Origin of the sequence: Streptomyces hyaluromycini (assembly GCF_002217755.1) — a bacterium.
Taxonomy (GTDB): Bacteria; Actinomycetota; Actinomycetes; order Streptomycetales; family Streptomycetaceae; genus Streptomyces; species Streptomyces hyaluromycini.
The window spans coordinates 341,948-367,869 of record NZ_BCFL01000025.1 but is presented as its reverse complement, the minus strand read 5'-3'; the positions used below and the strand labels follow the sequence as shown (position 1 = coordinate 367,869).

Sequence of the window (25,922 nt, the reverse complement as noted above, 5' to 3'; positions counted from 1 at the left end):
ACCCTCACGGCACCGGAGTGGCGATGCAGCACGGCAAGTACCGGTTCATCGTGGGGTTTCTGGCGTTGCCCCTCGGACTGTACGCGCTCTTCGTGGTGTGGCCGTTCATCCAGTCCATCTACTACTCGTTCACGGACTGGACCGGCCTGAGCCCCGAATTCAAGATGGTCGGCCTGGACAATTACCGGAGGATGCTGCACGACGACATCTTCTGGAAGTCCTTGCAGCACAGCTTGATGTTCGCGATCGTGCTGCCGCTGGTGACGATCAGCCTTGCGCTGTTCTTCGCCTTCATGATCAATGTGGGCGGCCGTAGAAGGAAGGGCGGCCCGGTCATCTCGGGGGTCCGGGGCTCTTCCTTCTACAAGATCGTCTACTTCTTCCCGCAGGTGCTGTCGATCGCGATCGTCTCGCTGCTGTTCGCCTTCGCCTACAACCCCGACAGCGGCGCGATCAATTCACTGCTCCGCGGAATTGGTCTGGACAATATCCAGCCGCTCTGGCTGGGCGACCCGAGCCTCGCCCTGTGGTGCGTGATGGCCGTACTGGTCTGGTCCACGGTCGGTTTCTTCGTGGTCCTCTTCTCGGCGGGCATGGCGTCCATCCCCATGGACCTTTACGAGGCCGCGCTCCTCGACGGCGCCGGCCGCGCGGCGACCTTCTTCCGCATCACCCTGCCGCTGCTGTGGGACACCGTGCAGTCCGGCTGGGTGTACATGGGCATCCTCGCGCTCGGCGCCGAGTCGTTCGCAGTCGTACAGATCATGACGACCGGACCGGGCGGGCCCGACTACTCGACGACCGTGATGGTCCTGTACGTGTACCAGAAGGCGTTCCGGGACGGTCAGGCCGCCTACGCCACCACCATCGGCGTCGCTCTGCTGATCGTCACGCTCGCCTTCGCGGCGGTCGTGATGCGGCTGGGCCGTCGCGAGCGGCTGGAGTACTGAAGCGATGACGACGACCGAGACCGACACCACCGTCACGAAGATCGACGTCCCCGCGCCGAAGCCGCCCCGGCGGCAGCGCGAGGGCGGAGTCCTCAACGTCTTCTCCCACGGCGTCCTGGTCATCTGGGCGATCATGGTGGTCACACCGCTGCTCTGGGCGGTGATGACGTCGTTCAAGGACGACAGGTCGATCTTCGGCTCGCCCTGGGCGCTGCCCGACAAGCTGCACTTCGACAACTGGTCGCGGGCCTGGACCCAGGCCAACATGAGCGACTACTTCCTGAACACCGTCCTGGTGGTGGGCGGTTCGCTCATCGGCACCCTGGTCCTCGGCTCGATGGCGGCCTATGTCCTGGCCCGCTTCGACTTCCCGGGCAACCGCTTCATCTACTACCTGTTCATCGGCGGCATGAGCTTCCCGATCATGCTGGCGCTGGTCCCGCTGTTCTACGTCGTGAACAACATGGGCCTGCTGAACACGCTGCACGGCCTGATCCTGGTGTACATCGCGTACTCGCTGCCGTTCACGGTCTTCTTCCTCACGGCGTTCTTCCGCACGCTGCCCACGTCCGTGGCCGAGGCGGCCTTCGTCGACGGCGCCTCGCACACCCGTACGTTCTTCCAGATCATGCTGCCGATGGCGAAGCCCGGCCTGATCAGCGTGGGGATCTTCAACTTCCTCGGCCAGTGGAACCAGTACATGCTCCCGACGGTTCTCAACACGGACCCCGACAAACACGTCCTCACCCAGGGCCTGGTCCAGCTGGCGGTCAGCCAGGGCTACAAGGGTGACTGGTCCGGCCTCTTCGCCGGCCTGGTGATGGCGATGCTCCCGGTCCTGGCGGCGTACATCATCTTCCAGCGCCAGGTGGTGGCGGGTCTGACGGCGGGCGCTCTGAAGTAACCCGAACGTTCGCAACCCGAAAGAGGGCGCCCTTGAATTCGGCGCCCACGACCGCGCCCCCGAAGGGGCGCGGGGAACTGCGCGACCAGCCACAACGACGCCGCACCCGCACCACCACGGTCACCCACCGCCCCCTCCGCCACCTGCTGACCAGTGGCCTAGACATGTCGAATGCATGTCCCCCAGGCAACCCCCGAACCGCCAACGATTTCTGTCAAGGACTTGACGGCGGTAACCCGTTCAGCAGAGCTTGGAGTTCATAACTTGTAAGTGGCCCGGTCTCAGTGAGGTGATCTGGGTCACGTTGGCGGCACCGTGGCCGCCTCCGATGGCAGGAGTGGATGGGTCGATGGAGACTCCGGGGTCGCAGTCGTCGCTGCACCGAGCCAACCTGGAACGTGTCGTACGGGCCGTACGTCTGGCCGGATCGCTCACGCAGGCGGAGATCGCGCGCACGACCGGCCTGTCGGCTGCGACGGTCTCCAACATCGTGCGCGAGCTCAAGGACGGCGGAACCGTCGAGGTCACGCCCACGTCGGCGGGCGGCCGCAGGGCCCGCAGCGTGAGTCTGAGCGGTGACGCCGGCATCGTCATCGGGATCGACTTCGGCCACACCCACCTGCGCGTGGCGATCGGCAACCTCGCCCACCAGGTGCTGGCCGAGGAGTCCGAGCCGCTCGACGTGGACGCGTCGTCCAGTCAGGGCTTCGACAGGGCGGAAGAGCTGGTCAACCGCCTGATCGCGGCGACCGGTGTGGACCGATCGAAGATCGCCGGCGTGGGCGTGGGCGTCCCCGGCCCGATCGACGTGGAGTCCGGCACCCTGGGCTCCAGCGCCATCCTGCCCGGCTGGATCGGCGCGAGACCCGCGGAGGAGCTGCGGCTGCGGCTCGGCGTCCCCGTGCACGTGGACAACGACGCCAACCTCGGTGCCCTCGGTGAGCTGGTCTGGGGCAGCGGCAAGGGCGTACGTGATCTTGCTTACATCAAGGTCGCCAGCGGTGTCGGCGCCGGCCTGGTGATCAACGGGAAGATCTACCGGGGCCCCGGCGGCACGGCGGGCGAAATCGGACATATCACACTCGATGAGTCCGGCCCGGTCTGCCGCTGCGGCAACCGCGGCTGCCTGGAGACCTTCGCGTCGGCCCGCTACGTGCTGCCGCTGCTCCAGCCCGGTCACGGCGCGGACCTGACCATGGAGGGCGTCGTGCGGCTGGCCCGGGAAGGCGACCCCGGCTGTCGCCGGGTGATCGGCGACGTCGGCCGTCACATCGGCAGTGGTGTGGCGAATCTCTGCAACCTGCTGAACCCGAGCCGGGTGGTCCTCGGCGGCGATCTCGCCGAGGCCGGAGAGCTGGTCCTGGGGCCCATCAGGGAGTCCGTGAGCCGCTATGCGATCCCCAGCGCGGCGCGCCAACTCTCGGTGCTTCCGGGGGCCCTTGGCGGCCGTGCGGAGGTGCTCGGCGCGCTCGCTCTCGCGCTCAGCGAGATGGGCGATTCAACCCTTTTGGACGGATCGTTGCCCGCTGTTGCACCTGTCTTCACTTAGAGAACGAATGGCGCCGTTGCCATCTCGTTAAGTATTTACTTCTTGACGTCGAAGTCACGGCCGAGTTGACTTCCAGCCACCTCGGCCGCAGCGTTGCGGCCCTGTCAGGGAGGCACCCCCAAATGAACGCAACGATGCGTAGAGTCGTGATCGGCACCGCCGCGGTTTCCATGGCGCTGTCCATCGCCGCCTGTGGCAAGGCCGGCGATGACAAGAAGAGCGACTCGTCGAGCAGCAGCTCCTCCGGTGGCAAGACCATCGGCCTGCTGCTCCCCGACAGCGTGACCGCTCGCTACGAGAAGTTCGACCACCCGTACTTCGAGGCGCAGGTCAAGAAGCTGTGTGCCGACTGCACGGTCGACTACGCGAACGCCGCCGGTGACGCTGCCAAGCAGGCCCAGCAGGTCAGCACCATGGTGACCAAGGGCGTCAAGGTCATCGTGATCTCGGCCCAGGACTCTGCGGCCATCAAGTCCTCCATCCAGGCCGCCGTGGACAAGGGTGTCAAGGTCGTCGCGTACGACCGCCTCGCCCAGGGCCCGGTGTCGGCCTACGTCTCCTTCGACAACGTCAAGGTCGGCCAGCTCCAGGGCCAGGCCCTGCTGGACGCCCTCGGCTCCAAGGCGACCACCAAGTCCAAGATCGTCATGATCAACGGTGACGACGCCGACCCGAACGCCGCCCAGTTCAAGAAGGGCGCGCACGAGGCCCTCGACGGCAAGGTCGACATCGCCTACGAGCAGTCCGGTCTGTGGAAGGACACGGTCGCCGCGCAGAAGGTGAAGGCGGCCATCACGCAGCTCGGTGCCAGCAAGATCGCGGGCGTCTACTCCGCCAACGACGGCATGGCCGGTGGTATCGCCACCACCCTCAAGGGCGCCGGCATCAGCGGCATCCCGCTGACCGGTCAGGACGCGGAGCTCGCGGGCATCCAGCGCATCGTCGCCGGCACCCAGTCCTCCACCGTCTACAAGGCGTTCAAGCCCGAGGCCGACGCCGCCGCCACGATCGCGGTGAACCTGCTGGACGGCAAGAGCATCTCCTCGCTCGCCACCACCACGCAGACCAGCGGTTCCGGCGACAAGGTGCCCTCGCAGCTGCTGACCCCGGTGTCGGTCACCAAGGCCAACATCAAGGACACGGTGATCAAGGACGGTCTGTACACCGTCTCCGACATCTGCACCAGCGAGTTCGCCAAGGCCTGCAAGGCCGCCGGCCTCCAGTAGCCCGGCTCCGGAGCCGCAGGGCTCCGGCCGCCAGCGCCCGGGTGATCGCAGTACGACACCCGGGCCCCGGCCGCCCGACGTACCCCGGCCCTTCCGCAAGGTGCCCGGGGTCGTCCGACGGTCACGCGAAACCCCTCCGACGCCCGCTCCGGCCTTCATACCCCGCTGCCGGAGCGGGCGTCGGACGGACCCGTTGCCAAGCGCAGCGGATTCGCGCATGTTCATCTTGTAAACCGCGTGCGTACACCGACGGCAACCCGAGGTGCCGCACGCCCCTCCGCGCCTGATCACCAAGCGCGGCATCCCCGCCGGTCAGGCGGCGAAGGAGATGGTTCACGTGTCCGCTACGCCCGTGCTGGCGTTGCGCGGAGTCTCCAAGCGATTCGGTGCGGTCCAGGCACTCACCGATGTCGAACTGGAGGTCCACGCCGGAGAAGTGGTCGCCCTGGTGGGCGACAACGGCGCAGGTAAGTCGACCCTGGTCAAGACGATCGCGGGTGTACATCCCATCGATGAGGGCGTCATCGAGTGGGAGGGCAACCCCGTCAACATCAACAAGCCGCACGACGCCCAAGGTCTCGGCGTCGCGACGGTCTACCAGGACCTCGCTCTCTGCGACAACCTCGACGTGGTCGGAAACCTTTTCCTCGGCCGTGAGCTGCTGCACCGCGGCGTCATCGACGAGGTGACGATGGAGAAGCGGTCCCGCGAGCTGCTGAGCACGCTCTCCATCCGCATCCCGAGCGTGCGCATCCCGATCGCCAGCCTCTCCGGCGGTCAGCGCCAGGTCGTGGCCATCGCCCGCGCCCTGATCGGCGACCCCAAGGTCGTCATCCTCGACGAGCCCACCGCCGCCCTCGGTGTCGAGCAGACCGCGCAGGTCCTCGACCTGGTCGAGCGGCTGCGCGAGCGCAACCTCGCCGTCATCCTCATCAGCCACAACATGGCCGATGTGAAGGCGGTCGCGGACACCGTCGCGGTGCTGCGTCTGGGCAAGAACAATGGTTTCTTCCCCGTGAAGAGCACCAGCCAGGAAGAGATCATCGCGGCGATCACGGGTGCCACGGACAACGCCGTGACCCGTCGTTCGGAGCGTCGCACCCCGGAGGCGGCAAAGTGAGCGAGACGTCCAAGACCGTAAAGGGCGACGAGTCGCCCAAGACCGAGAAGGCCGACACGACCGAGCCGGCCGCGGCCCCGGTCACGGTGGCCCCCGCCGACGACCCCACGGGCGCGCCGGTCGCGGTCGTCGACCCGCGCCTGCTGGTCCGTGAAGAGGGCCTCAAGGGCTACCTCACGGAGTTCAAGCGCCGGGTGAAGGGCGGCGAGCTGGGCTCGCTGCCGGTGGTCGCCGGCCTGATCATCATCTGGACCATCTTCCAGGTGAAGAACAGCCTGTTCCTCAGCGCGGCCAACCTCTCCAACATCAGCTACTTCCTCGCGGCCACCGGCATGCTCGCCATCGGCCTCGTGTTCGTGCTGCTGCTCGGCGAGATCGACCTGTCCGTCGGCTCGGTGAGCGGTCTGGCCTCCACGGTGTTCGCCGTCTTCGTGGTCAACCACGGGATGAACCAGTGGCTGGCGCTGATCCTCACGATCATCACGGGCATCGGCATCGGCGCCCTGCACGGCTGGTTCTTCGCCAAGATCGGCGTACCCGCGTTCGTGGTCACCCTGGCCGGCTTCCTCGGCTGGAACGGTCTGATGCTGTGGCTGCTGGGCTCCAGCGGCACGATCAACATCCCGGCCGACAGCGGCCCGGTGAAGCTCCTCGGCCAGAGCTCCTTCTTCATGGACCAGGCCATCATCGGTGCCTACCTGCTGGCCGGCCTCGGTGTCGTGCTGTCGGCCCTGGGCCAGTTCAACGAGCAGCGCCGGCGCCGCGCGGCGGGTGTGCCGTTCCGGCCCACCAGCGAGATCGTGGTCCGCGTCGCACTGCTCGCGATCGCGTCCTTCGCCGCGGCGGCCGTGCTGAACAACGCGGCCGGCGTCTCCAACGCGCTGGTGATCTTCCTCGCGTCGCTGGTGATCGTCGACTTCGTGCTGCGTCGTACGACGTACGGCCGCAAGGTCTTCGCGGTCGGTGGCGGCATCGAGGCGGCCCGCCGTGCCGGTATCAGCGTGCCGATGGTCCGCATCACCGTGTTCGCGATCTCCGGTGGCTTCGCGGCCATCGGCGGTATGTTCTTCGCCGGTCAGACGGCGAGCGCGACGCTCAACGCCGGTGGCGGCAACACCCTGATGCTCGCCATCGCGGCGGCCGTCATCGGTGGTACGTCGCTGTTCGGCGGCCGCGGCAGCGTCTGGTCCGCCCTCCTGGGCATGCTGGTCATCCAGTCCATCCAGACCGGCCTCGACCTGCTGAACATGAACACGTCGATCCAGTACATGATCACCGGTGGTGTTCTGCTGGGTGCGGTCGTCATCGACTCCGTCTCCCGTAAGAGCCAGAAGGCCGCGGGTCGCGGATAGCGCCGTCGGGGCAGGTGGTGCGTTGACGGCTTGCGCGCCGTCGTGGCTTGTCGCGCCCGCGCGGCGGCAGCCGCAAATGAACACAGCCCCGCGCCCCTTAGGTAGGACATGTGGCCCGGTATCCATCAGATACCGGGCCACAGCTGTGTCTCAGGAACCCTTTCCCTGGGTACGGCCGTTCGCGTGACGTATGACGTACAGCCCGCGCGTCGGCCGCCCGGGCGGAACATTAGACTCGACAGGCCCGGCAACAGCTCGATCAGCTCTACTGCAAGGAGGCACGGGTGCCGCTGCTGACCCGTATCAGGGGACCGCGCGATCTGGACCGGCTCAGCCCCGAGGAGCTGGTCCAGCTGGCAGAGGAGATCCGGACCTTCCTCGTGGAAGCGGTCTCCAAGACCGGCGGACACCTCGGTCCCAACCTGGGCGTGGTCGAGCTCACCATCGCCCTGCACCGCGTCTTCGACTCCCCGAAGGACAAGGTGCTGTGGGACACCGGCCACCAGTCCTACGTGCACAAGCTGCTCACCGGCCGGCAGGACTTCTCGCGGCTCAAGCAGAAGGGCGGCCTGTCCGGCTACCCCTCGCAGGCCGAGTCCGAGCACGACGTCATCGAGAACAGCCACGCCTCCACGGTGCTCGGCTGGGCCGACGGCATCGCCAAGGGCAACCAGCTCCGCAAACGCGACAGCCACGTCGTCGCCGTGATCGGTGACGGCGCCCTCACCGGCGGCATGGCCTGGGAGGCGCTGAACAACATCGCCGACGCCAAGGACCGCCCGCTGGTCATCGTCGTCAACGACAACGAGCGGTCGTACGCCCCCACCATCGGCGGCCTCGCCAACCACCTGGCGACCCTGCGCACGACGGACGGGTACGAGCGGTTCCTGGCCCGCGGCAAGGACCTGCTGGAGCGCACGCCGGTCGTCGGCAGGCCGCTCTACGACACCCTGCACGGCGCCAAGAAGGGGCTGAAGGACTTCATCGCCCCGCAGGGCATGTTCGAGGACCTGGGCCTGAAGTACGTCGGCCCGATCGACGGCCACGACATGGAGGCCCTGGAGTCGGCGCTGGCGCGGGCCAAACGGTTCGGCGGCCCGGTGATCGTGCACTGCCTCACCGAGAAGGGCCGCGGCTACCAGCCCGCCCTCCAGGACGAGGCCGACCGCTTCCACGGCATCGGCCCCATCCACCCGGACACCGGCCTGCCGGTCAAGGCCTCCGGCGCCGACTGGACCTCCGTCTTCGGCGACGAGATGGTGAAGCTCGGCAGGGAGCGCGAGGACATCGTCGCCATCACGGCGGCCATGCTCCAGCCGGTCGGCCTGAAGAAGTTCGCGGACACCTTCCCGGACCGCATCTACGACGTCGGCATCGCCGAGCAGCACGGCGCGGTCTCCGCGGCGGGCCTCGCCACGGCCGGCCTGCACCCCGTCTTCGCCGTGTACGCCACCTTCCTCAACCGCGCCTTCGACCAGGTCCTGATGGACGTGGCCCTGCACAAGTGCGGGGTGACCTTCGTCCTGGACCGGGCCGGTGTCACCGGCACCGACGGCGCCTCCCACAACGGCATGTGGGACATGTCGATCCTCCAGGTCGTCCCCGGCCTCAGGCTCGCCGCCCCGCGCGACGCCGACCAGGTCCGCGCCCAGCTCCGCGAGGCCGTCGAGGTCGACGACGCCCCCACGGTCGTCCGCTTCTCCAAGGGCGCGGTCGGCCCCGCCGTGGCGGCCGTCGGCAAGGTCGGCGGCATGGACGTGCTGCGCGAGCCCGGCACCGACACCCCGGACGTGCTCCTGGTCTCCGTGGGCGCCCTCGCCCCCATGTGCCTGGAGATCGCCGGCCTCCTCGACAAGCAGGGCATCTCGACGACCGTGGTCGACCCGCGCTGGGTCAAGCCGGTGGACGAGGCGATGGCCCCGCTGGCCGAGCGCCACCGGGTGGTCGTGACGGTGGAGGACAACATCCGCGTGGGCGGCGTGGGCTCCGCCGTCGCCCAGGCCCTGCGCGACGCGGGCGTGGACGTCCCCCTCCGCGACTTCGGCATCCCGCCCCGCTTCCTCGACCACGCGTCGCGGGCCGAGGTCATGGCGGAGATCGGCCTGACGGCCCCCGACATCGCCCGCCAGGTCACCGGTCTGGTGGCGAAGCTGGACGGTCAGCCGGCGGACGTCAGCTCGGTGGAACCGGCGAGGGATTAAAGCTCCCTCGCTGAAGCGCCCCGAAAGGGGCGCGGGGAACTGCGTGACCAGCCCAATCCGGCCCGCACCCCCCGACGAAACCCGAACCACCCCAATGGGTCGGTCTCCCCACTCCTCCAAGTGGCGAGACCGACCCATCTGCGTGAACCTGCCTTTGCCGGGGCATACGCACCCCCCGGCCCTCTCGATCATGTCGAGGACGACAAACGTGGGAGGTAGGCACGTGAGCAGTACGCTCTTCAGGACCAAGAACGTCGAACAGTCCATCAAGGACACCGAGGAACCGGAGCACGCGCTCAAGAAGTCGCTGTCGGCCCTGGACCTCACGGTCTTCGGCGTGGGTGTCATCATCGGCACCGGCATCTTCGTCCTGACCGGCACGGCCGCCAAGAACACCGCGGGCCCCGCCGTGGCCCTGTCCTTCGTCGTGGCCGGCGTCGTCTGCGGCCTCGCCGCACTCTGCTACGCGGAGTTCGCCTCCACCGTCCCGGTCGCCGGTTCGGCGTACACCTTCTCGTACGCCTCGCTGGGCGAGTTCCCCGCGTGGATCATCGGCTGGGACCTGGTGCTGGAGCTGGCGCTGGGCACGGCGGTGGTCGCCGTCGGCTGGTCGGGGTACATCCACTCGCTGCTCGACAACGCCGGCTGGCACCTGCCCGGATACCTCAGCGGCCGCGACGGCGCCCACGGCTTCGGCTTCGACATCCTCGCCGCCGCCCTGGTCCTCGTCCTCACCGCGATCCTCGTCGTCGGCATGAAGCTCTCCGCCCGGGTCACCTCGGTCGTCGTCGCCATCAAGGTGGCCGTCGTCCTCGTCGTCATCATCGCCGGCGCCTTCTTCATCCACAGCGGCAACTACAGCCCCTTCGTCCCGCCGAAGCAGCCCGTACCGGCGGGCGGCAACCTCAAGGCCCCGCTGATCCAGCTGATGTTCGGCTGGGCGCCCTCCAACTTCGGCGTGATGGGCATCTTCACCGCCGCCTCGGTCGTCTTCTTCGCCTTCATCGGCTTCGACGTCGTCGCCACCGCCGCCGAGGAGACCCGCAACCCCCAGCGGGACGTGCCGCGCGGCATCATCGGCTCCCTCATCATCTGCACCTTGCTGTACGTCGCCGTGGCCGTCGTGGTGACCGGCATGCAGAAGTACAGCGAGCTGTCCGTGGACGCCCCGCTGGCCGACGCGTTCAAGGCCACGGGGCACCCCTGGTTCGCCGGCCTGATCAGCTTCGGCGCCGCCGTCGGCCTGACCACCGTCTGCATGATCCTGCTGCTCGGCCAGTCCCGGGTGTTCTTCGCGATGAGCCGGGACGGGCTGCTGCCCCGGTTCTTCTCGCACACCCACCCGAAGTTCCGCACCCCGTACCGGCCGACCATTCTCCTCGGCGTCGTCATCGCGATCGTCGCCGGCTTCACCAGCCTCAGCGAACTCGCCGAACTGGTGAACATCGGCACGCTCTTCGCCTTCATCGTCGTCGCGATCAGCGTGATCATCCTGCGCAACACCCGGCCGGACCTGGAGCGGTCCTTCCGCACCCCCTGGGTGCCGGCGCTGCCGATCGTGTCCGTGCTGGCCTCGCTGTGGCTGATGCTCAACCTGCCCGCCGAGACCTGGCTGCGGTTCGCCATCTGGATGGTCATCGGTTTCTTCGTCTACTTCCTCTACGGCCGCTCGCACAGCCGCCTCGCCCAGGCCGAACGGGCCCCCGCCGACGCTCCGTGACCGGCAGGCTCGCCACTCCGGCCCCGTATGTCCCGTCCGGGTGGGACTGCGGGGCCGGATAGCGTGCTCCCCATGCTTCTCGTGCCCCTCGCGCCGCCACGGTCCGTAGTCGTACGCAAGGGGTACTGGGTGCGGCTGCTGCCGCTGCTCGCCGTCCTGGCCTGCGTCACCCGGGTGCCGTCGTTCGTCCGGCCGCTGTGGAACCCGGACGAGGGCTATCTCGCCGTACAGGCACGCATGCTGGCGCGCGGCGGGCAGCTGTACGAGACCGTCGTGGACCGCAAGCCGCCGCTGCTGCCGTGGCTGTACGAGGGGACGTTCGCGGTCTTCGGGTCCGGATCGCTCACCCCGGTCCGGGTCCTCGCCGTGCTGGCCCAGCTGGCCACCGCCGTACTGCTCGCGTCGATCGCCCGGCGGCGCTGGAGCGACCGCGCGGGCCGTACCGCCGGGGCGCTGTACCTGCTGGTCTCGGTCGGGCTCAACCCCGAGGACGCGCAGGCGGCCACCTTCGAGGTGTTCATGCTGCCCTGCACGGCCGCCGCGATGTGGTGCGCCGACCGCCGCCGCTGGGGAGCGGCCGGTGCCGCCGTCGCCTGCGCCTTCCTCACCAAGCAGACCGGCGGGGCGGTCCTGCTGCCGGTGCTCTACCTGCTCAACCGGTACGGCGGCCCGCGCGCGGGCCTGCTCAGACTGGCGGCCGGCGCCGCCCTGCCCGTGCTGGGCGTGGCCCTGGCCACCGACCCGGCCGGCTTCGCCTTCTGGACGGTCACCGGCTCCGGCGCCTACGCCTCCTTCACCGGCTCCGAACTGCATGTCCTGGCCCGGGCGTTGACCAACACCGCGATCCTCGGCGCGGCTTCGGCCGGCCTGCTCCCGCCCATCGTGCGGGCCCTGCGCATCGCCCGCACCGGCGCCGCCGACCTGTGGCTGTGGCTGGCCGCGTCGGCGGTCGCCGTCACGCTCGGCTTCCACTTCTTCGGCCACTACTTCCTGCAACTCACCCCGCCCCTCGCGCTGTTGGCCACGGCCGCGCTGCAGATCCTGCCGCGGGAACGGACCTCGGCCGCCGTCCTCGCCTCGGCCTGCGTCTGCGCCCTGTTCCTGACCTGGGGCGTTCTGGCCCCCCGGCCCGAACTCGCGCACGCCCAGCGGCTGGCGCTCACCCTCGACCGCCGTACCGGGCCCGGCGACCGGGTCCTGGTCTGGGGCATACACCCGGAGACGTACTGGCTCGCCGACCGCACCCCCGCCACCCGCTACCTCACCGCCGGCCTCCTCACCAACTTCAGCGGCGGCCGGGACGGCCCCCAGGTCGGCGAGAAGTACGCCGTCGCGGGCACCTGGCCGGTCTTCCGCGCGGAAATGGCCGACCGGGCGCCGGCCCTGGTGATCGACGACTCCCGGGGCAAGCCGTACGGCCCCGACCGCGTCCCCAGCCTGCGCAGGCTGCTCGCGGCAGGATACGAACAGGCGGGCGAGGTGGACGGGGCGGTGCTGTACGTGCGGGCGCCGGGGGAGTGAGCGGGTTGGGCAGCGCCCCGCAAGGGGCGCGGGTCTGTATCGATATGCGGCTCCGCCGCGTGGGCGCGACCAGCCCCCACCGGCCCGCGGCAGACGAACCGCACATCCAGCGGAGCGCCTAGTGCAGCAGGGCGCTCGGCCCGATCACCTCGGCGCCCAACTCCGTCACCCGGCGCCGCAGTTCACGGTCGGCGGTGACGACGAGCCGGGGCCGGCCGGAGTCCTCGGCGGTCAGCTCCACGATCCGGTCGTCGCCGCTGCCGGGTGCCGACTCCACCCGTACCCCGGGCACCGAGGCCACCCCGCGGGCCGCGCCCTCGACGACGAGCACCAGCTCCACGGGCGTCGGCCGACCGGGCAGCCCCTGCTCGGCCAGCCGGTCGCGCAGCCGCTCCGCGGCTCCTCTGCGGTCCCGCCACCAGCCGTCCGGCCGCGACCCGACGACGTTCGCGCCGTCGACGATCACCAGCAGGGGAGCTTCGTCTTCCATGCCCCAAGCCTCGCACGCCCGGGGCCCCGGCACTGCGGCGAACGGCCCCGCTTAGAGTGAAGCGGTGAACGGCGACTGGCTCCTCCGCGGCCGCGACGGCCGGCTCAGTGTCTATCTGCCGTCGGGCGACGCGGTGCTGTGCCGGGCCGAGCGCGGCCCCGGCAGCCCCTGGGGCACCCCCCGGAAAACGGGCGGCGACCAGCGGCTGCACCCCGGCTTCTCCGTTGGGCAGGGGGCCGACGGATACGCCCACCTGGTCGCCTGGCGGCCCACCGTGAAGGGCGAGTCGGGTCTCGTCCACTCCACGCACTACCGGCCGCATCTGGCCGCCCTGGACTGGCAGTCGATCGGTCACCCGAGCAAGAAGGGCGACGTCACCGGTGCCCCGGCCGTCGCCGTGGACGCGCAGGGCCGCGCCCATGTCTTCGTCCGCAACCGGGGGCGCGGGGTGAGCATGGCCGCCCAGAAGGCGAAGGGCGGCTGGGAGCCGTGGCGGGACCTGAAGGGGCGGCTGGTCGAGGACGGGCTCGCGGCGGTGACCGGTGAGTCGGGGCGGGTCGAGGTGTACGCGGCCGTGCCCGGCGGGATCGTGCACTGGCGCCAGGAGGCGGCCGGGAAGCCCCCCGTGCTCCTTGAGGCCCTGGAGACCCCGGTCCGGCCGGGTACCCTGCGCGCCCTCGCCACCTCGCCGGAGAGCACCACCCTCTACTACACCGACGAGTCCGGCGACCTCTGCGCCTGGCGTCCGGGCGGCAAGCCCTACACCCTGCTGCCCTCCGCCGGGCCCGGCCCGGTCGCCGCGGTCCGCTGTGAACTCGACGGGTACGACTGCACTCTGCTCGCCCAGCGCTCGGCGAGCGGCCGGGTGGCCTTCGCCGCCTACCCGACCGAGGACGAGCAGGCGGGCGCCTGGTGGACGGAGTCCGGCCCGCAGCTGCCCGCGGACGCGACCGTCGCCCTGGCCACCGACGCGGAGGGCCGGGTGACCGCGGCGAGCCTGTCCCCGGCCACCGGCCAGCTCCTCCTCACCCGCCGCAAGGACGAGCCGGGGCTGGCGTTGCGAGCCTGGCAGGAGGTCTGACGTCCGTACCGCCGGTGACGGCACGCGAAAAGGGGCCCTCCGCGTGGCGCGGAGGGCCCCTTCGCTCTGCTGTGGCCGTTACGCGGGGACCGAAGCCACGCCCGGGGCCAGGAACTTCTTGCCGTTCACGCGCTCCGAGACGCCCTCGCGGTCCAGGTACGGCGTGATGCCGCCCAGGTGGAAGGGCCAGCCGGCGCCCGTGATCAGGCAGAGGTCGATGTCCTGCGCCTCGGCGACGACACCCTCGTCGAGCATGAGCCCGATCTCCTGGGCGACGGCGTCCAGGACACGGTCGCGGACCTGCTCCTCGGTGAGGACCACGTCACCCTGCTTGAGCAGCGCGGCGACCTCCGGGTCCAGCTCCGGCTTCCCGCTGTCGTACACGTAGAAGCCGCGCTTGCCCGCCTTGACGACGGCGGCGAGGTTCGGGGAGACCGTGAAGCGGTCCGGGAAGGCCCGGTTGAGGGTCTCCGAGACGTGCAGGCCGATGGCGGGACCGACCAGCTCCAGGAGGACCAGCGGGGACATCGGCAGGCCCAGCGGCTCGACCGCCTTCTCGGCGACCTCGACCGGGGTGCCCTCGTCGATGACGTTCTGGATCTCGCCCATGAAGCGGGTGAGGATGCGGTTCACGACGAACGCCGGGGCGTCCTTCACCAGAACCGCGGTCTTCTTCAGCTTCTTGGCGACGGCGAACGCGGTGGCCAGCGACGCGTCGTCGGTCTGCTCGCCGCGGACGATCTCCAGCAGCGGCAGGATCGCGACCGGGTTGAAGAAGTGGAAGCCCACGACCCGCTCGGGGTTCTTGAGCTTCGACGCCATCTCCGTCACCGACAGCGAGGAGGTGTTGGTGGCGAGGATCGCGTGCGCCGGCGCGACCGCCTCGACCTCCGCGAACACCTGCTGCTTGACGCCGATCTCCTCGAACACGGCCTCGATGATGAAGTCCGCGTCGGAGAAGCCCTCGGCCTTGTCCAGGACACCGGTCACCAGCGCCTTGAGGCGGTTGGCCTTGTCCTGGTTGATACGGCCCTTGCCGAGCAGCTTGTCGATCTCGGCGTGGACGTAGCCCACACCCTTGTCGACGCGCTCCTGGTCGATGTCGGTCAGCACGACCGGCACTTCCAGGCGGCGCAGGAAGAGCAGCGCGAGCTGCGAGGCCATGAGGCCCGCGCCCACCACGCCCACCTTGGTGACCGGACGCGCCAGGTTCTTGTCGGGCGCACCCGCCGGGCGCTTGCCGCGCTTCTGCACCAGGTTGAACGCGTAGATGCCGGCGCGCAGTTCACCGCCCATGATCAGGTCGGCGAGGGCCAGGTCCTCGGCGTCGTAACCCTGCTGGAGGTCGCCGTTCTTGGCGGCGGCGATGATGTCCAGGGCGCGGTAGGCGGCCGGGGCGGCGCCGTGCACCTTGCTGTCGGCGATGAAGCGGCCGCGCGCGACGGCCTGGTCCCAGGCCTCGCCGCGGTCGATCACGGGACGCTCGACCTCGATGTCGCCCTTCAGCACCTGGGCGGTCCAGATCAGCGACTGCTCAAGGAAGTCGGCACCCTCGAAGAGAGCGTCGGCGATGCCCAGGTCGAAGACCTGCTCGCCCTTGAGCTGCTTGTTCTGGTTCAGGGAGTTCTCGATGATGACCGAGACGGCCTTGTCGGCACCGATCAGGTTCGGCAGCAGCGCGCAGCCGCCCCAGCCCGGGACCAGACCGAGGAAGACCTCGGGCAGCGAGAACGCCGGGATGGCCTTCGAGACGGTCCGGTACGTGCAGTGCAGACCGACCTCGACGCCACCGCCCATGGCGGCACCGTTGTAGTACGCGAAGGTCGGCACCGCGAGGCCCGACAGCCGCTTGAAGACCTCGTGGCCGCCCTTGCCGATGGCGAGCGCGTGCTCGTGCTCCTTGAGGAGCTCGACGCCCTTGAGGTCGGCGCCGACCGCGAAGATGAACGGCTTGCCGGTGATGCCGACACCGACGATCGTGCCGTCGGCCGCCTCCTTCTCCACCTGGTCGATGGCGGTGTTGAGGTTGGCCAGCGAGGCCGGGCCGAAGGTGGTCGGCTTGGTGTGGTCCAGGCCGTTGTCCAGGGTGATCAGCGCGAAGCGGCCGGCCCCGGACGGCAGGTCGAAGTGGCGCACGTGCGCCGACGTGACGACCTCGTCGGGGAACAGGTCCGAGGCCTGCTTCAGAAGCTCGGCGGTGGTGCTCACTTGTCCCCCTCGAAGTGCGGGTTCTCCCAGATGACCGTCGCGCCCATGCCGAAGCCGACGCACATGGTGGTCAGGCCGTAGCGGACGTTCGGCTGCTCCTCGAACTGACGGGCCAGCTGCGTCATCAGACGCACGCCCGAGGAGGCCAGCGGGTGACCGAAGGCGATGGCGCCGCCGTATTGGTTGACGCGCTCGTCGTCGTCCGCGATGCCGTAGTGCTCCAGGAAGGCCAGCACCTGCACGGCGAAGGCCTCGTTGATCTCGAACAGACCGATGTCGGAGATGGAGAGCCCCGCCTGGGCGAGGGCCTTCTCCGTGGCCGGGATCGGGCCGTAGCCCATGACCTCGGGCTCGACACCCGCGAAGGAGTACGCCACGAGACGCATCTTCACCGGCAGGTTGTTCTCGCGGGCGAAGTCCTCGGAGGCGATGAGCGAGGCGGTCGCGCCGTCGTTGAGACCGGCCGCGTTACCGGCGGTGACCCGCCCGTGCACACGGAACGGCGTCTTCAGACCGGTCAGGTTCTCCAGGGTGGTCCCCGGGCGCATCGGCTCGTCGGCGGTGACCAGACCCCAGCCGGTCTCACCGCCCTCCGGGTTCGTCCGGCGCACCGAGATCGGCACCAGGTCGGCCTGGATCTTGCCGTTGGCGTACGCCTTGGCGGCCTTCTCCTGCGAGCGCACCGCGTACTCGTCCGCGCGCAGCTTGGTGATCGTCGGGTAGCGGTCGTGCAGGTTCTCCGCGGTCATGCCCATGAACAGCGCCGACTCGTCGACCAGCTTCTCGCTGACGAACCGCGGGTTCGGGTCCACGCCCTCGCCCATCGGGTGCCGGCCCATGTGCTCGACACCGCCGGCGATGGCGACGTCGTACGCGCCGAAGGCGACGGAACCGGCGACCGTGGTGACGGCGGTCAGGGCGCCGGCACACATGCGGTCGATGGAGTAGCCGGGCACGGAGGTCGGCAGGCCCGCGAGGATGCCCGCGGTACGGCCGATGGTCAGACCCTGGTCACCGATCTGCGTGGTCGCGGCGATGGCGACCTCGTCGATCTTCTTGGTGTCCAGCCCGGGGTTGCGGCGCAGCAGCTCCCGGATCGCCTTCACGACGAGGTCGTCGGCACGGGTCTCATGGTAGATGCCCTTCGGGCCCGCCTTGCCGAACGGGGTGCGGACGCCGTCGACGAAGACGACATCCCTGACGGTACGAGGCACGATGGCTCTCCTCCAGGGTGCGGGATGGCACTGCTGCATGCGCTGAGCGCGCGCTCAGGCCCCATGCTACTTATGAGTAACGTGGCTGCCCAGTCCTGGTGGGTGGAGCGGCGAACGTCACATGGCAGGGCGCCTGCACCGCAGCGCCCCCGCAGGGGCGGGGCTGTACTTGATATGCGGCTCCGCCGCGGGGGCGCGACCAGCCACATCGGACCCGCAGACTCGTACGGCGCGCATCACCTGGGCGGCGAATGGACGCTGTGGAGACGGCTCGGTCCGCCGGGTGCCCAGTTCGAAGATGCGGGTGTTGCCCGTCAGCAGTCGCCGGGTGCGGGCGGGGCGGGACCGGGGCGCGGGTGACGTGAGCACGGGGGCTCCTCTCGGGTGGTGGTGTACGCATGCGGACGGCCGTCGGGTCATGAACGGTCCCGGAAGAACGGGACGGCGGGAGCGGGCCACGGGTCCGGCACCCCCGAAGCCCGGTGACGGCCGGTCGCCGGACACGGTGCCTCGTCGGCCCGTGTCATGACGGGCGCCGCGAGCGCGCAGACCAGCCGCGGCCCGCTGCCGGCCGTGTCGTCGTCGCCGTACGCGAGCCGTGTGGTGGCCGGGCCGCACACCACGCCGAGCGCGTCGAGCACCCGGGCCGTGCAGCGCGCGAGGGCCGGTGCCGGCGGTCCGCCCGGCGCGCGCGGACCGGCATGAACGTCCGCCCGCAGGCCGGTGACGACGTGCTCGGGCCGTCCGTCCGGGCCCGGGCGGGTGACGGTGTCGACCGTGTACCGGTGGCGACCGGGCAGCTCGCTGACCACCAGGTGCGGGCTGCCGCAGTGCCGGGCGGCCGCGTGCCACAGGGCCGGCCAGGCCGCGCCGATCTGGCGTTCGTCCGCGCATTCCACCGCGTCGACCGGGGTTCCGGCGGCCGCCGGGGCAAGCAGGTAGCCGGCCGCGGGGTGCGACCGTGCCCAGGTCACGGCGTCGGCCAGACGCGCGGTGCGGATGCCCCGCAGCGCCGGGATCCCCAGTCGCGACAGCCGGGCCATCTGGGCACCGCGGTCGTACCTCAGCGGCGAGGACGCCGGATCGGCTCCGGGCAGTCCGAGCTGCCAGGCGATCCGCTCGGCCAGCTCGATACCCCCGGCGCCGCCCGCGACGACGGCCGACACCCCGAGCGCCCGCAGCGCCTTGACCGTCTGCCGCAGCCCCCGGTGCACGACCCGGTCGCCGTACCCGACGGGCAGCGTCGCGTTCCGGTACGCCGGCGGGCGCAGCCGGTGCTCCGGGAGGACGGCCACGGTCCGCCAGCCGTGCCGCGCGAAGGCCTGCTGATACGGGGCCCCGCCGTCGTACGGCGCGACCACCGCCGCGGCGCCGGCGGGACCGGCCCGTAGCACGGCCGCGGCGGCGGAGGAGGAGGGGACGCTGGTCATGGCGGCGGGCTCCCGTGCGGGTGGGGTGGCTGGCAGCTGGACGGGGTCAGCGGGTGCCGACGGGGACGGAGCCACGGTTCGGCTCGCCGCTCGGCCGCTGAAAGTGTCTGAAAGAGCACTGCCGCGCCGTGTCCGGCGGTGGTGCTGTCCGCCCGCCCCGGCGTTCGCCGGGCACCCGTGAACGGCCTCGTGTGTGCACAGGACTCCCCTCGGTGAGGTGGGGGCCGGCAGCCCGGGCAGTCCTCCGGGGTCCGGCCCCGCGGTCCTGGCTGAGACTGTCCTTGAGCAGGCGTGAGCCATGACGCCCGCTCAGTGCGCCCCCGTGCATTGGCTGGGTAGTGATCTGGGTGGTGTGTGCGGCCCTTGCGTCACCGGGTCTTGTTCGGACCGAGTGGTCTCTTGTGCTCCGTCCCTCGTCTGCTGCGGCAGAACAGCACGCTCGTCCCTCAACTACGGGGATTCTCCCCGGATTCGGGTGGAAATCACCCCGCTCGGATGCCAGAAGGGACCACTCGGTCTGTTCTGTCAGGCGCCCAGTCTGGAACTCGGGCCCGGTCGCGTCAAGCGAGCCTCGGTCGCAGGCGGTGTCCGGGTGGCAGATGGCGGGGCCGGTCAGTACTGACAGCCGACAGGGGCCCTTACGCGTTGCCGCTGTCGCGTGCGGTCGCGAACAATCCCTTGAACCCCTCGCCCGGTCCGATCGTCGGGGTAGTATCGGGGGGCTGAATTAACGCGTACGCGGTCATCCAGGACAAAGCCTGTTCGGCTGTGAATTCGTGAATCCGTGAATCCGTCAACCCGTGAATGGGTCTCGAAGGCGAGATCGAATGAGCAACCCGCGCAGACCGCGACGTCAGCAACAGCGTGCCATCGACACGAGGCAGCGAATCCTCGACGCCGCCGGCGCGCTTTTTGTGATGGACAGCTACGAAGGGACGTCGGTCGGTGACCTCATCACTGCCGCACGGACCAGCAAAGGGGCCTTCTACAGGCATTTCCCGGGCGGAAAGATCGAAGTGGCGACGGCCATCATGCAGGACACCCTGTCCATGGACGGTCTGCGGGAACAGCGGATCATGCTCCAGGAAGTGGTCGACATAGGGATGATCCTCGCTTACCGGATCTCCCGGGAGAACGCGCTTCAGGCCGCTTGGAAACTGTCGTTCCACAGTAATGCGCCGGAGACCTATGGAACCCCGTGGCCGGACTGGATCGCTTTCAATGCGGGTCAGCTCACCGAAGCGCGGCGACGCGGAGAGCTGAAACAGTTCGTCGATGTGGAGCAGCAGGCCTACCAGATCGCGGGCGACTGGGCCGGACTGGTGCTCATCTCGAACACCGTCGACCGGCACCTGGGGAATGTCGAAGCGCGGATCTCGCGCATGTACCGCAATTTGATGACCGCAATCGCGGTCCCGGACCTCCTGCCCGAGATCGACTTTTCCGTGAACCGGGGCAGGCATCTCTACACCGAGTTCCTCGAAGGCCCGGCCGCCCAGGTCGATGCGGCCGGGCCGGACCCGTCGCAGGACGAACCGGAGCCGTCGCAGGACGAACCGGTCGGAGGAGGCCCGCTGTGAGTGCGGGTGCCGGGCGCCGGCGGCGTCGTCCGCCTAGGCGGACAACGCCGCCACCAGCACCGGCGTCACCTGCTCCACCTGCCAGGGTCGCGCGCCGTACCCCACCAGCGCGGTCCCCACGGTCTCCGCGTCGACCACCTTCGGCGGCTCCCAGCAGAGCCTGCGCACGGTGTCCGGCGCGATCAGGTTCTCCTGCGGCATGGTGAGCTGCTCGGCCAGCGCGGAGACCGCGGCCCGGGCCGCCGACAGGCGAGCCGCAGCGGCGGGATCCTTGTCCGCCCACGCCCGGGGCGGCGGCGGCCCCGTGACCGGCTGCCCCGGCTGCGGCAGTGCGGCGTCCGGCAGCGCCTTGGCGCGGTCCACCGCCGCCTGCCACTGCTCCAGCTGCCGCCGCCCCATCCGGTGGCCGTAGCCGTTCAGCCCCGCGAGGGCGTGCACATTGGGCGGCAACGCCAGCGCCGCCTCCACGATCGCCGTGTCACTGAGCACCTTGCCCGGCGACACGTCCCGCTTCTGCGCGATCCGGTCCCGGGTCTCCCACAGCTCCCGCACCACCCCGAGCTGCCGGCGCCGGCGCACCTTGTGCATCCCCGACGTCCGGCGCCAGGGGTCCTTTCTCGGCTCGGCGGGCGGCGCCGACGCGATCGCGTCGAACTCCTGCCGCGCCCACTCCAGCTTCCCCTGCCGGTCCAGCTCCTTCTCAAGCGCGTCCCGCAGGTCGACGAGCAGCTCGACGTCCAGCGCCGCGTACCGCAGCCAGGGCTCGGGCAGCGGCCGGGTCGACCAGTCGACGGCGGAGTGGCCCTTTTCGAGCACGAAGCCGAGCACGCCCTCGACCATCGCGCCCAGCCCGACCCGGGGGAACCCGGCGAGCCGCCCGGCCAGCTCGGTGTCGAAGAGGCTGCTGGGCGTCATGCCTATCTCGCGCAGGCAGGGCAGGTCCTGGGTGGCCGCGTGCAGCACCCACTCGACGCCGGCCAGTGCCTCGCCGAGGCCCGACAGGTCGGGGCAGGCGACGGGGTCGATCAGCGCGGTGCCGGCGCCCTCGCGGCGTAGCTGGACAAGGTAGGCGCGCTGGCCGTAGCGGTAACCGGAGGCGCGCTCGGCGTCGACGGCGACGGGGCCGGAGCCGGCGGCGAAGGCGGCGATCACCCGGGCCAGCGCGGCCTCGTCCACGACCACCGGCGGAATGCCCTCACGGGGCTCCAGCAAGGGGATCGGCGCCTCCGCCACAGAAGATCCGGCGTCGTCCGGAGGGGTGCCCCCGGTGGTGCGCAGTGAACTGTCTGCTGCGGTGTCTTGGGCGTCGGTCACATGTCAAGGGTATCTGTGTGTGGACGGCGCCCGTCGACGGAACGTTCCGTCGACGGGCGCCGGAGGGTCGTAAACCAGTCAGGCCGGTGAAAGATCAGCTCCACGAACGGGGGACAGCGGGTTACGACGTGACGACGGACCAGCGGCCGGTCCGGTCACGTCGGTGAACGTACGACCGGTCGGTGACCGACGATCAGTGCGGCCGACGGTCGGTGAGCGGCCATCGGTGATCGTTGACGGGTGATCGGCCATCGGTGGCTGGTGGCTGGTGGCCGGTGATCGGCCGGTCAGTGGATGATGCCGGTGCGCAGGGCGACGGCGACCATTCCGGCGCGGTCGCCCGTGCCGAGCTTGCGGGCGATGCGGGCGAGGTGGCTCTTGACGGTGAGGGCGGACAGTCCCATCGAGACGCCGATCGCCTTGTTCGACTGGCCCTCCGCGACCAGTCGGAGCACCTCGACCTCGCGGCCGGAGAGCTCGCGGTAGCCGCCCGGGTGGCTCGGGGCACCCGGGGGGCGGCGGTGCATACGGGAGGCGGCGCCGATGGGGGCGGCACCGGGTCGGGTGGGGAGCCCGATGTTGGTGCGGGTGCCGGTGACGACGTAGCCCTTGACGCCGCCGGCCAGGGCGTTGCGCACGGCGCCGATGTCGTCGGCGGCGGACAGGGCCAGGCCGTTGGGCCAGCCCGCCGCGCGGGTCTCGGACAGGAGGGTCAGGCCGGAGCCGTCGGGGAGGTGGACGTCGGCGACGCAGATGTCGCGGGGGTTGCCGATGCGGGGACGAGCCTCCGCGATGGACGAGGCTTCGATGACATCGCGCACGCCGAGCGCCCACAGGTGGCGGGTGACGGTGGAGCGGACGCGCGGGTCGGCCACGACCACCATGGCGGTGGGCTTGTTCGGGCGGTAGGCGACCAGGCTTGCGGGCTGCTCGAGGAGAACGGACACCAGGCCTCCTGGGGTGGGGGACGGGGGCCGGCTTGTGGGGAAGAAGCCGGGACGAACCGTGCTTTCAAGGTCACAGTCGTCTTCGGCACCAAACCCGTCCGCCTTTAGAGAATGATCACGATCTGGTGAGTAACAATACGTGCAATTCGGACACGCGATCGATCATCCGAAGATCGAATCGGTTCGGGCCGTTGTCGTACGGGACAGAAAGTGGCCGTATCGACAAAGAGATGGTCAATGAAGGGTGAGTCGACGGGACTCGGGTGGACAGGGGTGAGTCGACGGGACCCGGGTGGACGGGTCTCCGGTCACCGACGGTGAGGGTTCAGCGCGCCTGCGGATCGCGGCGCTGCGGCAGCGTGACCACGGAGGCGTCGCCGGGGGCGGCCGGCGGCAGGCCGGCCACCTGCGCCAACAGGTCGCACCAGGAGGCCAGATGGGCCGCGGTGTCCGGGATGCCGGTGCGGCCCTCCCGGGGCGTCCAGGAGGCCCGGATCTCGATCTGCGAGGCGGCGGGGCGCGCGGACAGCCCGCCGAAGTAGTGCGAACTGGCGCGCGTCACGGTCCCGCTCGGCTCGCCGTACACAAGGCCGCGCGCCTGGAGGGCGCCGGTCAGCCACGCCCAGCAGACCTCCGGCAGCAGCGGATCGGCCGCCATCTCCGGCTCCAGCTCCGCGCGCACCAGTGTGACCAGCCGGAACGTGCCGCGCCAGGCGTCGTGCCCGGCCGGGTCGTGCAGCAGCACGAGACGCCCGTCGGCGAGATCCTGGTCGCCGTCGACGACCGCCGCCTCCACGGCGTACGCGAACGGGGCGAGACGCTGCGGGGCGGGTGTCGGCTCCACCTCGACCTGCGGCCGCAGCCGGGCACCGCGCAGCGCGTCGACCGCGGCCCGGAAGGCCGGCGGCGCGGTACTCCCGGTATGTCCTTCGTCCTCCTCGGTGTCCTTCCCCTCGCCCATCCCGCCAGCGCCGTCCGACAGTCGTCCCTGAGCCGCAGCCATGCGGGGAAGAGTAAGGGGAACGACGCCTTCGCGCAGGGAGAGACACCACCTAAGGCCCCACCCGAGGTGCCGCGCAGGGTGCGGCCACGACGGCTTCGGGGGCGTGCGAGACTTGCCGTCGTGAGTGCGAACGGAAGCCCCACGGGCCAGCAGCCGACAGCGACGTACGACAGCGCCTTCCTGAAGGCGTGCAGGCGTGAACCCGTGCCGCACACCCCCGTGTGGTTCATGCGCCAGGCCGGCCGCTCGCTGCCGGAGTACCACAAGGTGCGCGAGGGCATCCCGATGCTGGAGTCGTGCACGCGGCCCGAGCTGGTCACCGAGATCACACTCCAGCCCGTCCGCCGGCACAACGTGGACGCGGCGATCTACTTCAGCGACATCGTCGTCCCGCTCAAGGCCATCGGCGTCGACCTCGACATCAAGCCCGGCGTCGGCCCGGTCATCGCGCACCCGATCCGCACCCGCGCCGACCTCGCCCAGCTCCGGGACCTCACCCCCGAGGACGTCTCCTACGTCACCGAGGCGATCGGCCTGCTCACCGCCGAGCTCGGCCCGACCCCGCTGATCGGCTTCGCCGGCGCCCCGTTCACCCTCGCGAGCTACCTCGTCGAGGGCGGCCCCTCGCGCACCTACGAGAACGCCAAGGCGATGATGTACGGCGCCCCGGAGCTCTGGGCCGACCTGATCGACCGTCTCGCCGACATCACGGCGACGTTCCTCAAGGTGCAGATCGAGGCCGGCGCCTCCGCCGTCCAGCTCTTCGACTCCTGGGCCGGGGCGCTGGCCCCCGCCGACTACCGCCGCTCGGTGCTGCCCGCTTCCGCGAAGATCTTCGAGGCCGTCGCCGGTTACGGCGTTCCGCGCATCCACTTCGGGGTCGGCACCGGCGAACTGCTGAAGCTCATGGGCGAGGCCGGCGCGGACGTCGTCGGCGTCGACTACCGGGTCCCGCTGGACGAGGCCGCCCGCCGGATCGGCCCCGGCAAGGCGCTCCAGGGCAACCTCGACCCGACCGTGCTGTTCGCCGGCAAGGACGTGGTGGAGACCAAGGCCCGCGAGGTGCTCGACGCGGCCGCCGGTCTCGAAGGCCACGTCTTCAACCTGGGCCACGGCGTGATGCCGTCCACCGACCCGGACGCGCTGACCCGGCTCGCCGAGTTCGTCCACACCGAGACGGCGCGCTGACCCGCCCCGCTACCAGCTGTGCCGGGGCCGGGCCCGCCTGCCGAACAGCAGGCCGCGCGGTTCCGGCGGCGGGGGCGTGCCCGGCTTGAGCGGCCAGGCGAGCACCATGCCCACCAGGAAGCCGACGATGTGCGCGGCGTACGCCACGGTCCCGGCGTCGGAGACGCCCTCGCCGGACGAGTACACGGCCTGGAGCACGAACCAGAAGCCCAGCACGAGCCAGGCCGGCAGCCGCAGCGGCAGGAAGACCAGGAACGGCACCAGCACCCAGACCCTGGCCGTCGGGTAGAGGACCAGATAGGCGCCCAGGACACCGGCGATCGCGCCGGACGCGCCGATCAGCGGGTCGCCCGACGAGGCGTTGAGGAGCGCGAAGCCGTAGCCGGCCGCGTAGCCGCAGAACACGTAGAAGAGGAAGAAACGGATGTGGCCCATCCGGTCCTCGACGTTGTTGCCGAAGATCAGCAGGAACAGCATGTTGCCCAGCAGGTGCAGCCAGCTGCCGTGCAGGAACATCGCCGTGAAGACCGACAGCGCCGGCGACTTGTCGTAGCCGGGCGGGCCGACGACACAGCCGGGACCGCTCCGGCCGATGCCCACCTGGCCGGTCGGGACCACCTGCGGCATCTGATGGTGGATCAGCTCTTTGGGGACCGCCGCGTAGTGGTCCATGAAGGCCTGCAGATGACACAGCTGCGCCAGATCGCTGCCGCCGGCGACGGAGCCGGCTATGCCGGGAGTGAACAGGAAGACGAGCACGTTCGCGGCGATCAGCGCGTACGTCACGTACGGCGTGCGACGCACCGGGTTCACGTCATGAACGGGGATGACCACAGCTGACTAGTGCCCAGAGCGGGGGCGCTCGATGCGCGGGGAGTCCCGGTGAACGTCGTCACGCGCGCGTGCGTATGTCCTTGCGACCGA

At 70.2% G+C, this 25,922-nt stretch carries 20 protein-coding genes; 12 read left to right on the top strand and 8 right to left on the bottom strand.

The genetic code is table 11. The features are described from left to right. The first annotated feature begins 23 nt into the window (after positions 1-23). The 9 genes from SSP29_RS34055 (at position 24) to SSP29_RS34015 (ending at position 12,543) form a co-directional block, all read left to right on the top strand. Positions 24-950 (top strand): carbohydrate ABC transporter permease, encoded by a 927-nt coding sequence (locus SSP29_RS34055; protein ID WP_089104729.1) that lies wholly within the window; start codon positions 24-26, stop codon positions 948-950. Positions 951-954: 4 nt separating this feature from the next. Further along, the gene (locus SSP29_RS34050; protein ID WP_089104728.1) at positions 955-1,854 is read left to right on the top strand and encodes a carbohydrate ABC transporter permease; all 900 of its coding nucleotides are present in this window, start codon (positions 955-957) and stop codon (positions 1,852-1,854) included. Between the two features lie 349 nt (positions 1,855-2,203). Further along, complete coding sequence (locus SSP29_RS34045; protein ID WP_089104727.1) at positions 2,204-3,403, top strand: ROK family transcriptional regulator; 1,200 nt, start codon at positions 2,204-2,206, stop codon at positions 3,401-3,403. Between the two features lie 134 nt (positions 3,404-3,537). After that, on the top strand, positions 3,538-4,629 hold the full coding sequence (locus SSP29_RS34040; RefSeq protein ID WP_089104726.1) for a sugar ABC transporter substrate-binding protein: 1,092 nt from the start codon (positions 3,538-3,540) through the stop codon (positions 4,627-4,629). Positions 4,630-4,957: 328 nt separating this feature from the next. Further along, on the top strand, positions 4,958-5,749 hold the full coding sequence (locus SSP29_RS34035) for an ATP-binding cassette domain-containing protein (protein ID WP_089104778.1): 792 nt from the start codon (positions 4,958-4,960) through the stop codon (positions 5,747-5,749). Next, entirely contained in the window at positions 5,746-7,101 is a 1,356-nt protein-coding gene (locus tag SSP29_RS34030; RefSeq protein WP_089104725.1) for a sugar ABC transporter permease, read from the top strand. Before SSP29_RS34035 ends, SSP29_RS34030 begins: the two co-directional genes overlap by 4 nt. Positions 7,102-7,385: 284 nt before the next feature. Next, entirely contained in the window at positions 7,386-9,302 is a 1,917-nt protein-coding gene (dxs, locus tag SSP29_RS34025) for a 1-deoxy-D-xylulose-5-phosphate synthase (protein ID WP_089104724.1), read from the top strand. 223 nt (positions 9,303-9,525) lie between these two features. After that, positions 9,526-11,022 carry an amino acid permease gene (locus SSP29_RS34020; protein ID WP_089104723.1) on the top strand — a complete coding sequence of 499 codons (1,497 nt, stop codon included), beginning with the start codon at positions 9,526-9,528 and terminating at the stop codon, positions 11,020-11,022. A 72-nt stretch (positions 11,023-11,094) separates the two neighbouring features. After that, on the top strand, positions 11,095-12,543 hold the full coding sequence (locus SSP29_RS34015) for an ArnT family glycosyltransferase (RefSeq protein ID WP_089104722.1): 1,449 nt from the start codon (positions 11,095-11,097) through the stop codon (positions 12,541-12,543). Between the two features lie 118 nt (positions 12,544-12,661). On the opposite strand, the gene SSP29_RS34010 is transcribed toward SSP29_RS34015, so the two are convergent. After that, positions 12,662-13,033, bottom strand: a complete 372-nt coding sequence (locus SSP29_RS34010) for a PIN domain-containing protein (protein WP_089104721.1) — start codon at positions 13,031-13,033, stop codon at positions 12,662-12,664. Between the two features lie 64 nt (positions 13,034-13,097). Between SSP29_RS34010 and SSP29_RS34005 the strand changes: the two genes are divergently transcribed. Then, positions 13,098-14,114, top strand: a complete 1,017-nt coding sequence (locus SSP29_RS34005; RefSeq protein WP_089104720.1) for a DUF8189 domain-containing protein — start codon at positions 13,098-13,100, stop codon at positions 14,112-14,114. A gap of 78 nt (positions 14,115-14,192) precedes the next feature. Here SSP29_RS34005 and SSP29_RS34000 read toward each other — a convergent pair whose 3' ends face one another. From SSP29_RS34000 to SSP29_RS52620, 3 genes are all read right to left on the bottom strand, one after another. Then, complete coding sequence (locus SSP29_RS34000) at positions 14,193-16,322, bottom strand: 3-hydroxyacyl-CoA dehydrogenase NAD-binding domain-containing protein (protein WP_089104719.1); 2,130 nt, start codon at positions 16,320-16,322, stop codon at positions 14,193-14,195. After that, positions 16,319-17,536, bottom strand: a complete 1,218-nt coding sequence (locus SSP29_RS33995; RefSeq protein ID WP_089104718.1) for a thiolase family protein — start codon at positions 17,534-17,536, stop codon at positions 16,319-16,321. Before SSP29_RS33995 ends, SSP29_RS34000 begins: the two co-directional genes overlap by 4 nt. A 416-nt stretch (positions 17,537-17,952) precedes the next feature. Further along, positions 17,953-18,966, bottom strand: coding sequence for a hypothetical protein (locus SSP29_RS52620; RefSeq protein ID WP_089104717.1), 1,014 nt, complete (start codon positions 18,964-18,966; stop codon positions 17,953-17,955). An 827-nt stretch (positions 18,967-19,793) separates the two neighbouring features. Between SSP29_RS52620 and SSP29_RS33985 the strand changes: the two genes are divergently transcribed. After that, complete coding sequence (locus tag SSP29_RS33985; RefSeq protein ID WP_089104716.1) at positions 19,794-20,546, top strand: TetR family transcriptional regulator; 753 nt, start codon at positions 19,794-19,796, stop codon at positions 20,544-20,546. Positions 20,547-20,579: 33 nt separating this feature from the next. On the opposite strand, the gene SSP29_RS33980 is transcribed toward SSP29_RS33985, so the two are convergent. The 3 genes from SSP29_RS33980 to SSP29_RS33970 form a co-directional block, all read right to left on the bottom strand. After that, a complete protein-coding gene (locus SSP29_RS33980; RefSeq protein WP_089104715.1) occupies positions 20,580-21,860 on the bottom strand; it encodes a ribonuclease D in 1,281 nt (426 codons plus the stop codon). Positions 21,861-22,147: 287 nt separating this feature from the next. Continuing rightward, a complete protein-coding gene (locus tag SSP29_RS33975; RefSeq protein WP_089104714.1) occupies positions 22,148-22,807 on the bottom strand; it encodes a helix-turn-helix transcriptional regulator in 660 nt (219 codons plus the stop codon). Between the two features lie 325 nt (positions 22,808-23,132). Further along, the gene (locus SSP29_RS33970) at positions 23,133-23,810 is read right to left on the bottom strand and encodes a DUF3000 domain-containing protein (protein ID WP_089104713.1); all 678 of its coding nucleotides are present in this window, start codon (positions 23,808-23,810) and stop codon (positions 23,133-23,135) included. A gap of 120 nt (positions 23,811-23,930) precedes the next feature. Between SSP29_RS33970 and hemE the strand changes: the two genes are divergently transcribed. After that, positions 23,931-24,998: a uroporphyrinogen decarboxylase gene (hemE, locus tag SSP29_RS33965; protein ID WP_089104712.1), complete on the top strand. Its 1,068-nt coding sequence runs from the start codon at positions 23,931-23,933 to the stop codon at positions 24,996-24,998. Positions 24,999-25,007: 9 nt separating this feature from the next. Here hemE and SSP29_RS33960 read toward each other — a convergent pair whose 3' ends face one another. Then, the gene (locus SSP29_RS33960) at positions 25,008-25,832 is read right to left on the bottom strand and encodes a rhomboid family intramembrane serine protease (RefSeq protein WP_089104711.1); all 825 of its coding nucleotides are present in this window, start codon (positions 25,830-25,832) and stop codon (positions 25,008-25,010) included. Positions 25,833-25,922: the final 90 nt, after the last annotated feature.

Excerpts from the sequence above, each read along its gene's own strand:
- SSP29_RS34010 (WP_089104721.1), bottom strand. The coding sequence starts at position 13,033 with ATGGAAGACGAAGCTCCCCTGCTGGTGATCGTCGACGGCGCGAACGTC.
- SSP29_RS34015 (WP_089104722.1), top strand. The coding sequence starts at position 11,095 with ATGCTTCTCGTGCCCCTCGCGCCGCCACGGTCCGTAGTCGTACGCAAG.
- SSP29_RS33970 (WP_089104713.1), bottom strand. The coding sequence starts at position 23,810 with ATGGCTGCGGCTCAGGGACGACTGTCGGACGGCGCTGGCGGGATGGGC.
- SSP29_RS34035 (WP_089104778.1), top strand. The coding sequence starts at position 4,958 with ATGGTTCACGTGTCCGCTACGCCCGTGCTGGCGTTGCGCGGAGTCTCC.
- SSP29_RS33985 (WP_089104716.1), top strand. The coding sequence starts at position 19,794 with ATGAGCAACCCGCGCAGACCGCGACGTCAGCAACAGCGTGCCATCGAC.
- SSP29_RS34050 (WP_089104728.1), top strand. The coding sequence starts at position 955 with ATGACGACGACCGAGACCGACACCACCGTCACGAAGATCGACGTCCCC.
- SSP29_RS34045 (WP_089104727.1), top strand. The coding sequence starts at position 2,204 with ATGGAGACTCCGGGGTCGCAGTCGTCGCTGCACCGAGCCAACCTGGAA.
- SSP29_RS34040 (WP_089104726.1), top strand. The coding sequence starts at position 3,538 with ATGCGTAGAGTCGTGATCGGCACCGCCGCGGTTTCCATGGCGCTGTCC.
- SSP29_RS34055 (WP_089104729.1), top strand. The coding sequence starts at position 24 with ATGCAGCACGGCAAGTACCGGTTCATCGTGGGGTTTCTGGCGTTGCCC.
- SSP29_RS52620 (WP_089104717.1), bottom strand. The coding sequence starts at position 18,966 with ATGACCAGCGTCCCCTCCTCCTCCGCCGCCGCGGCCGTGCTACGGGCC.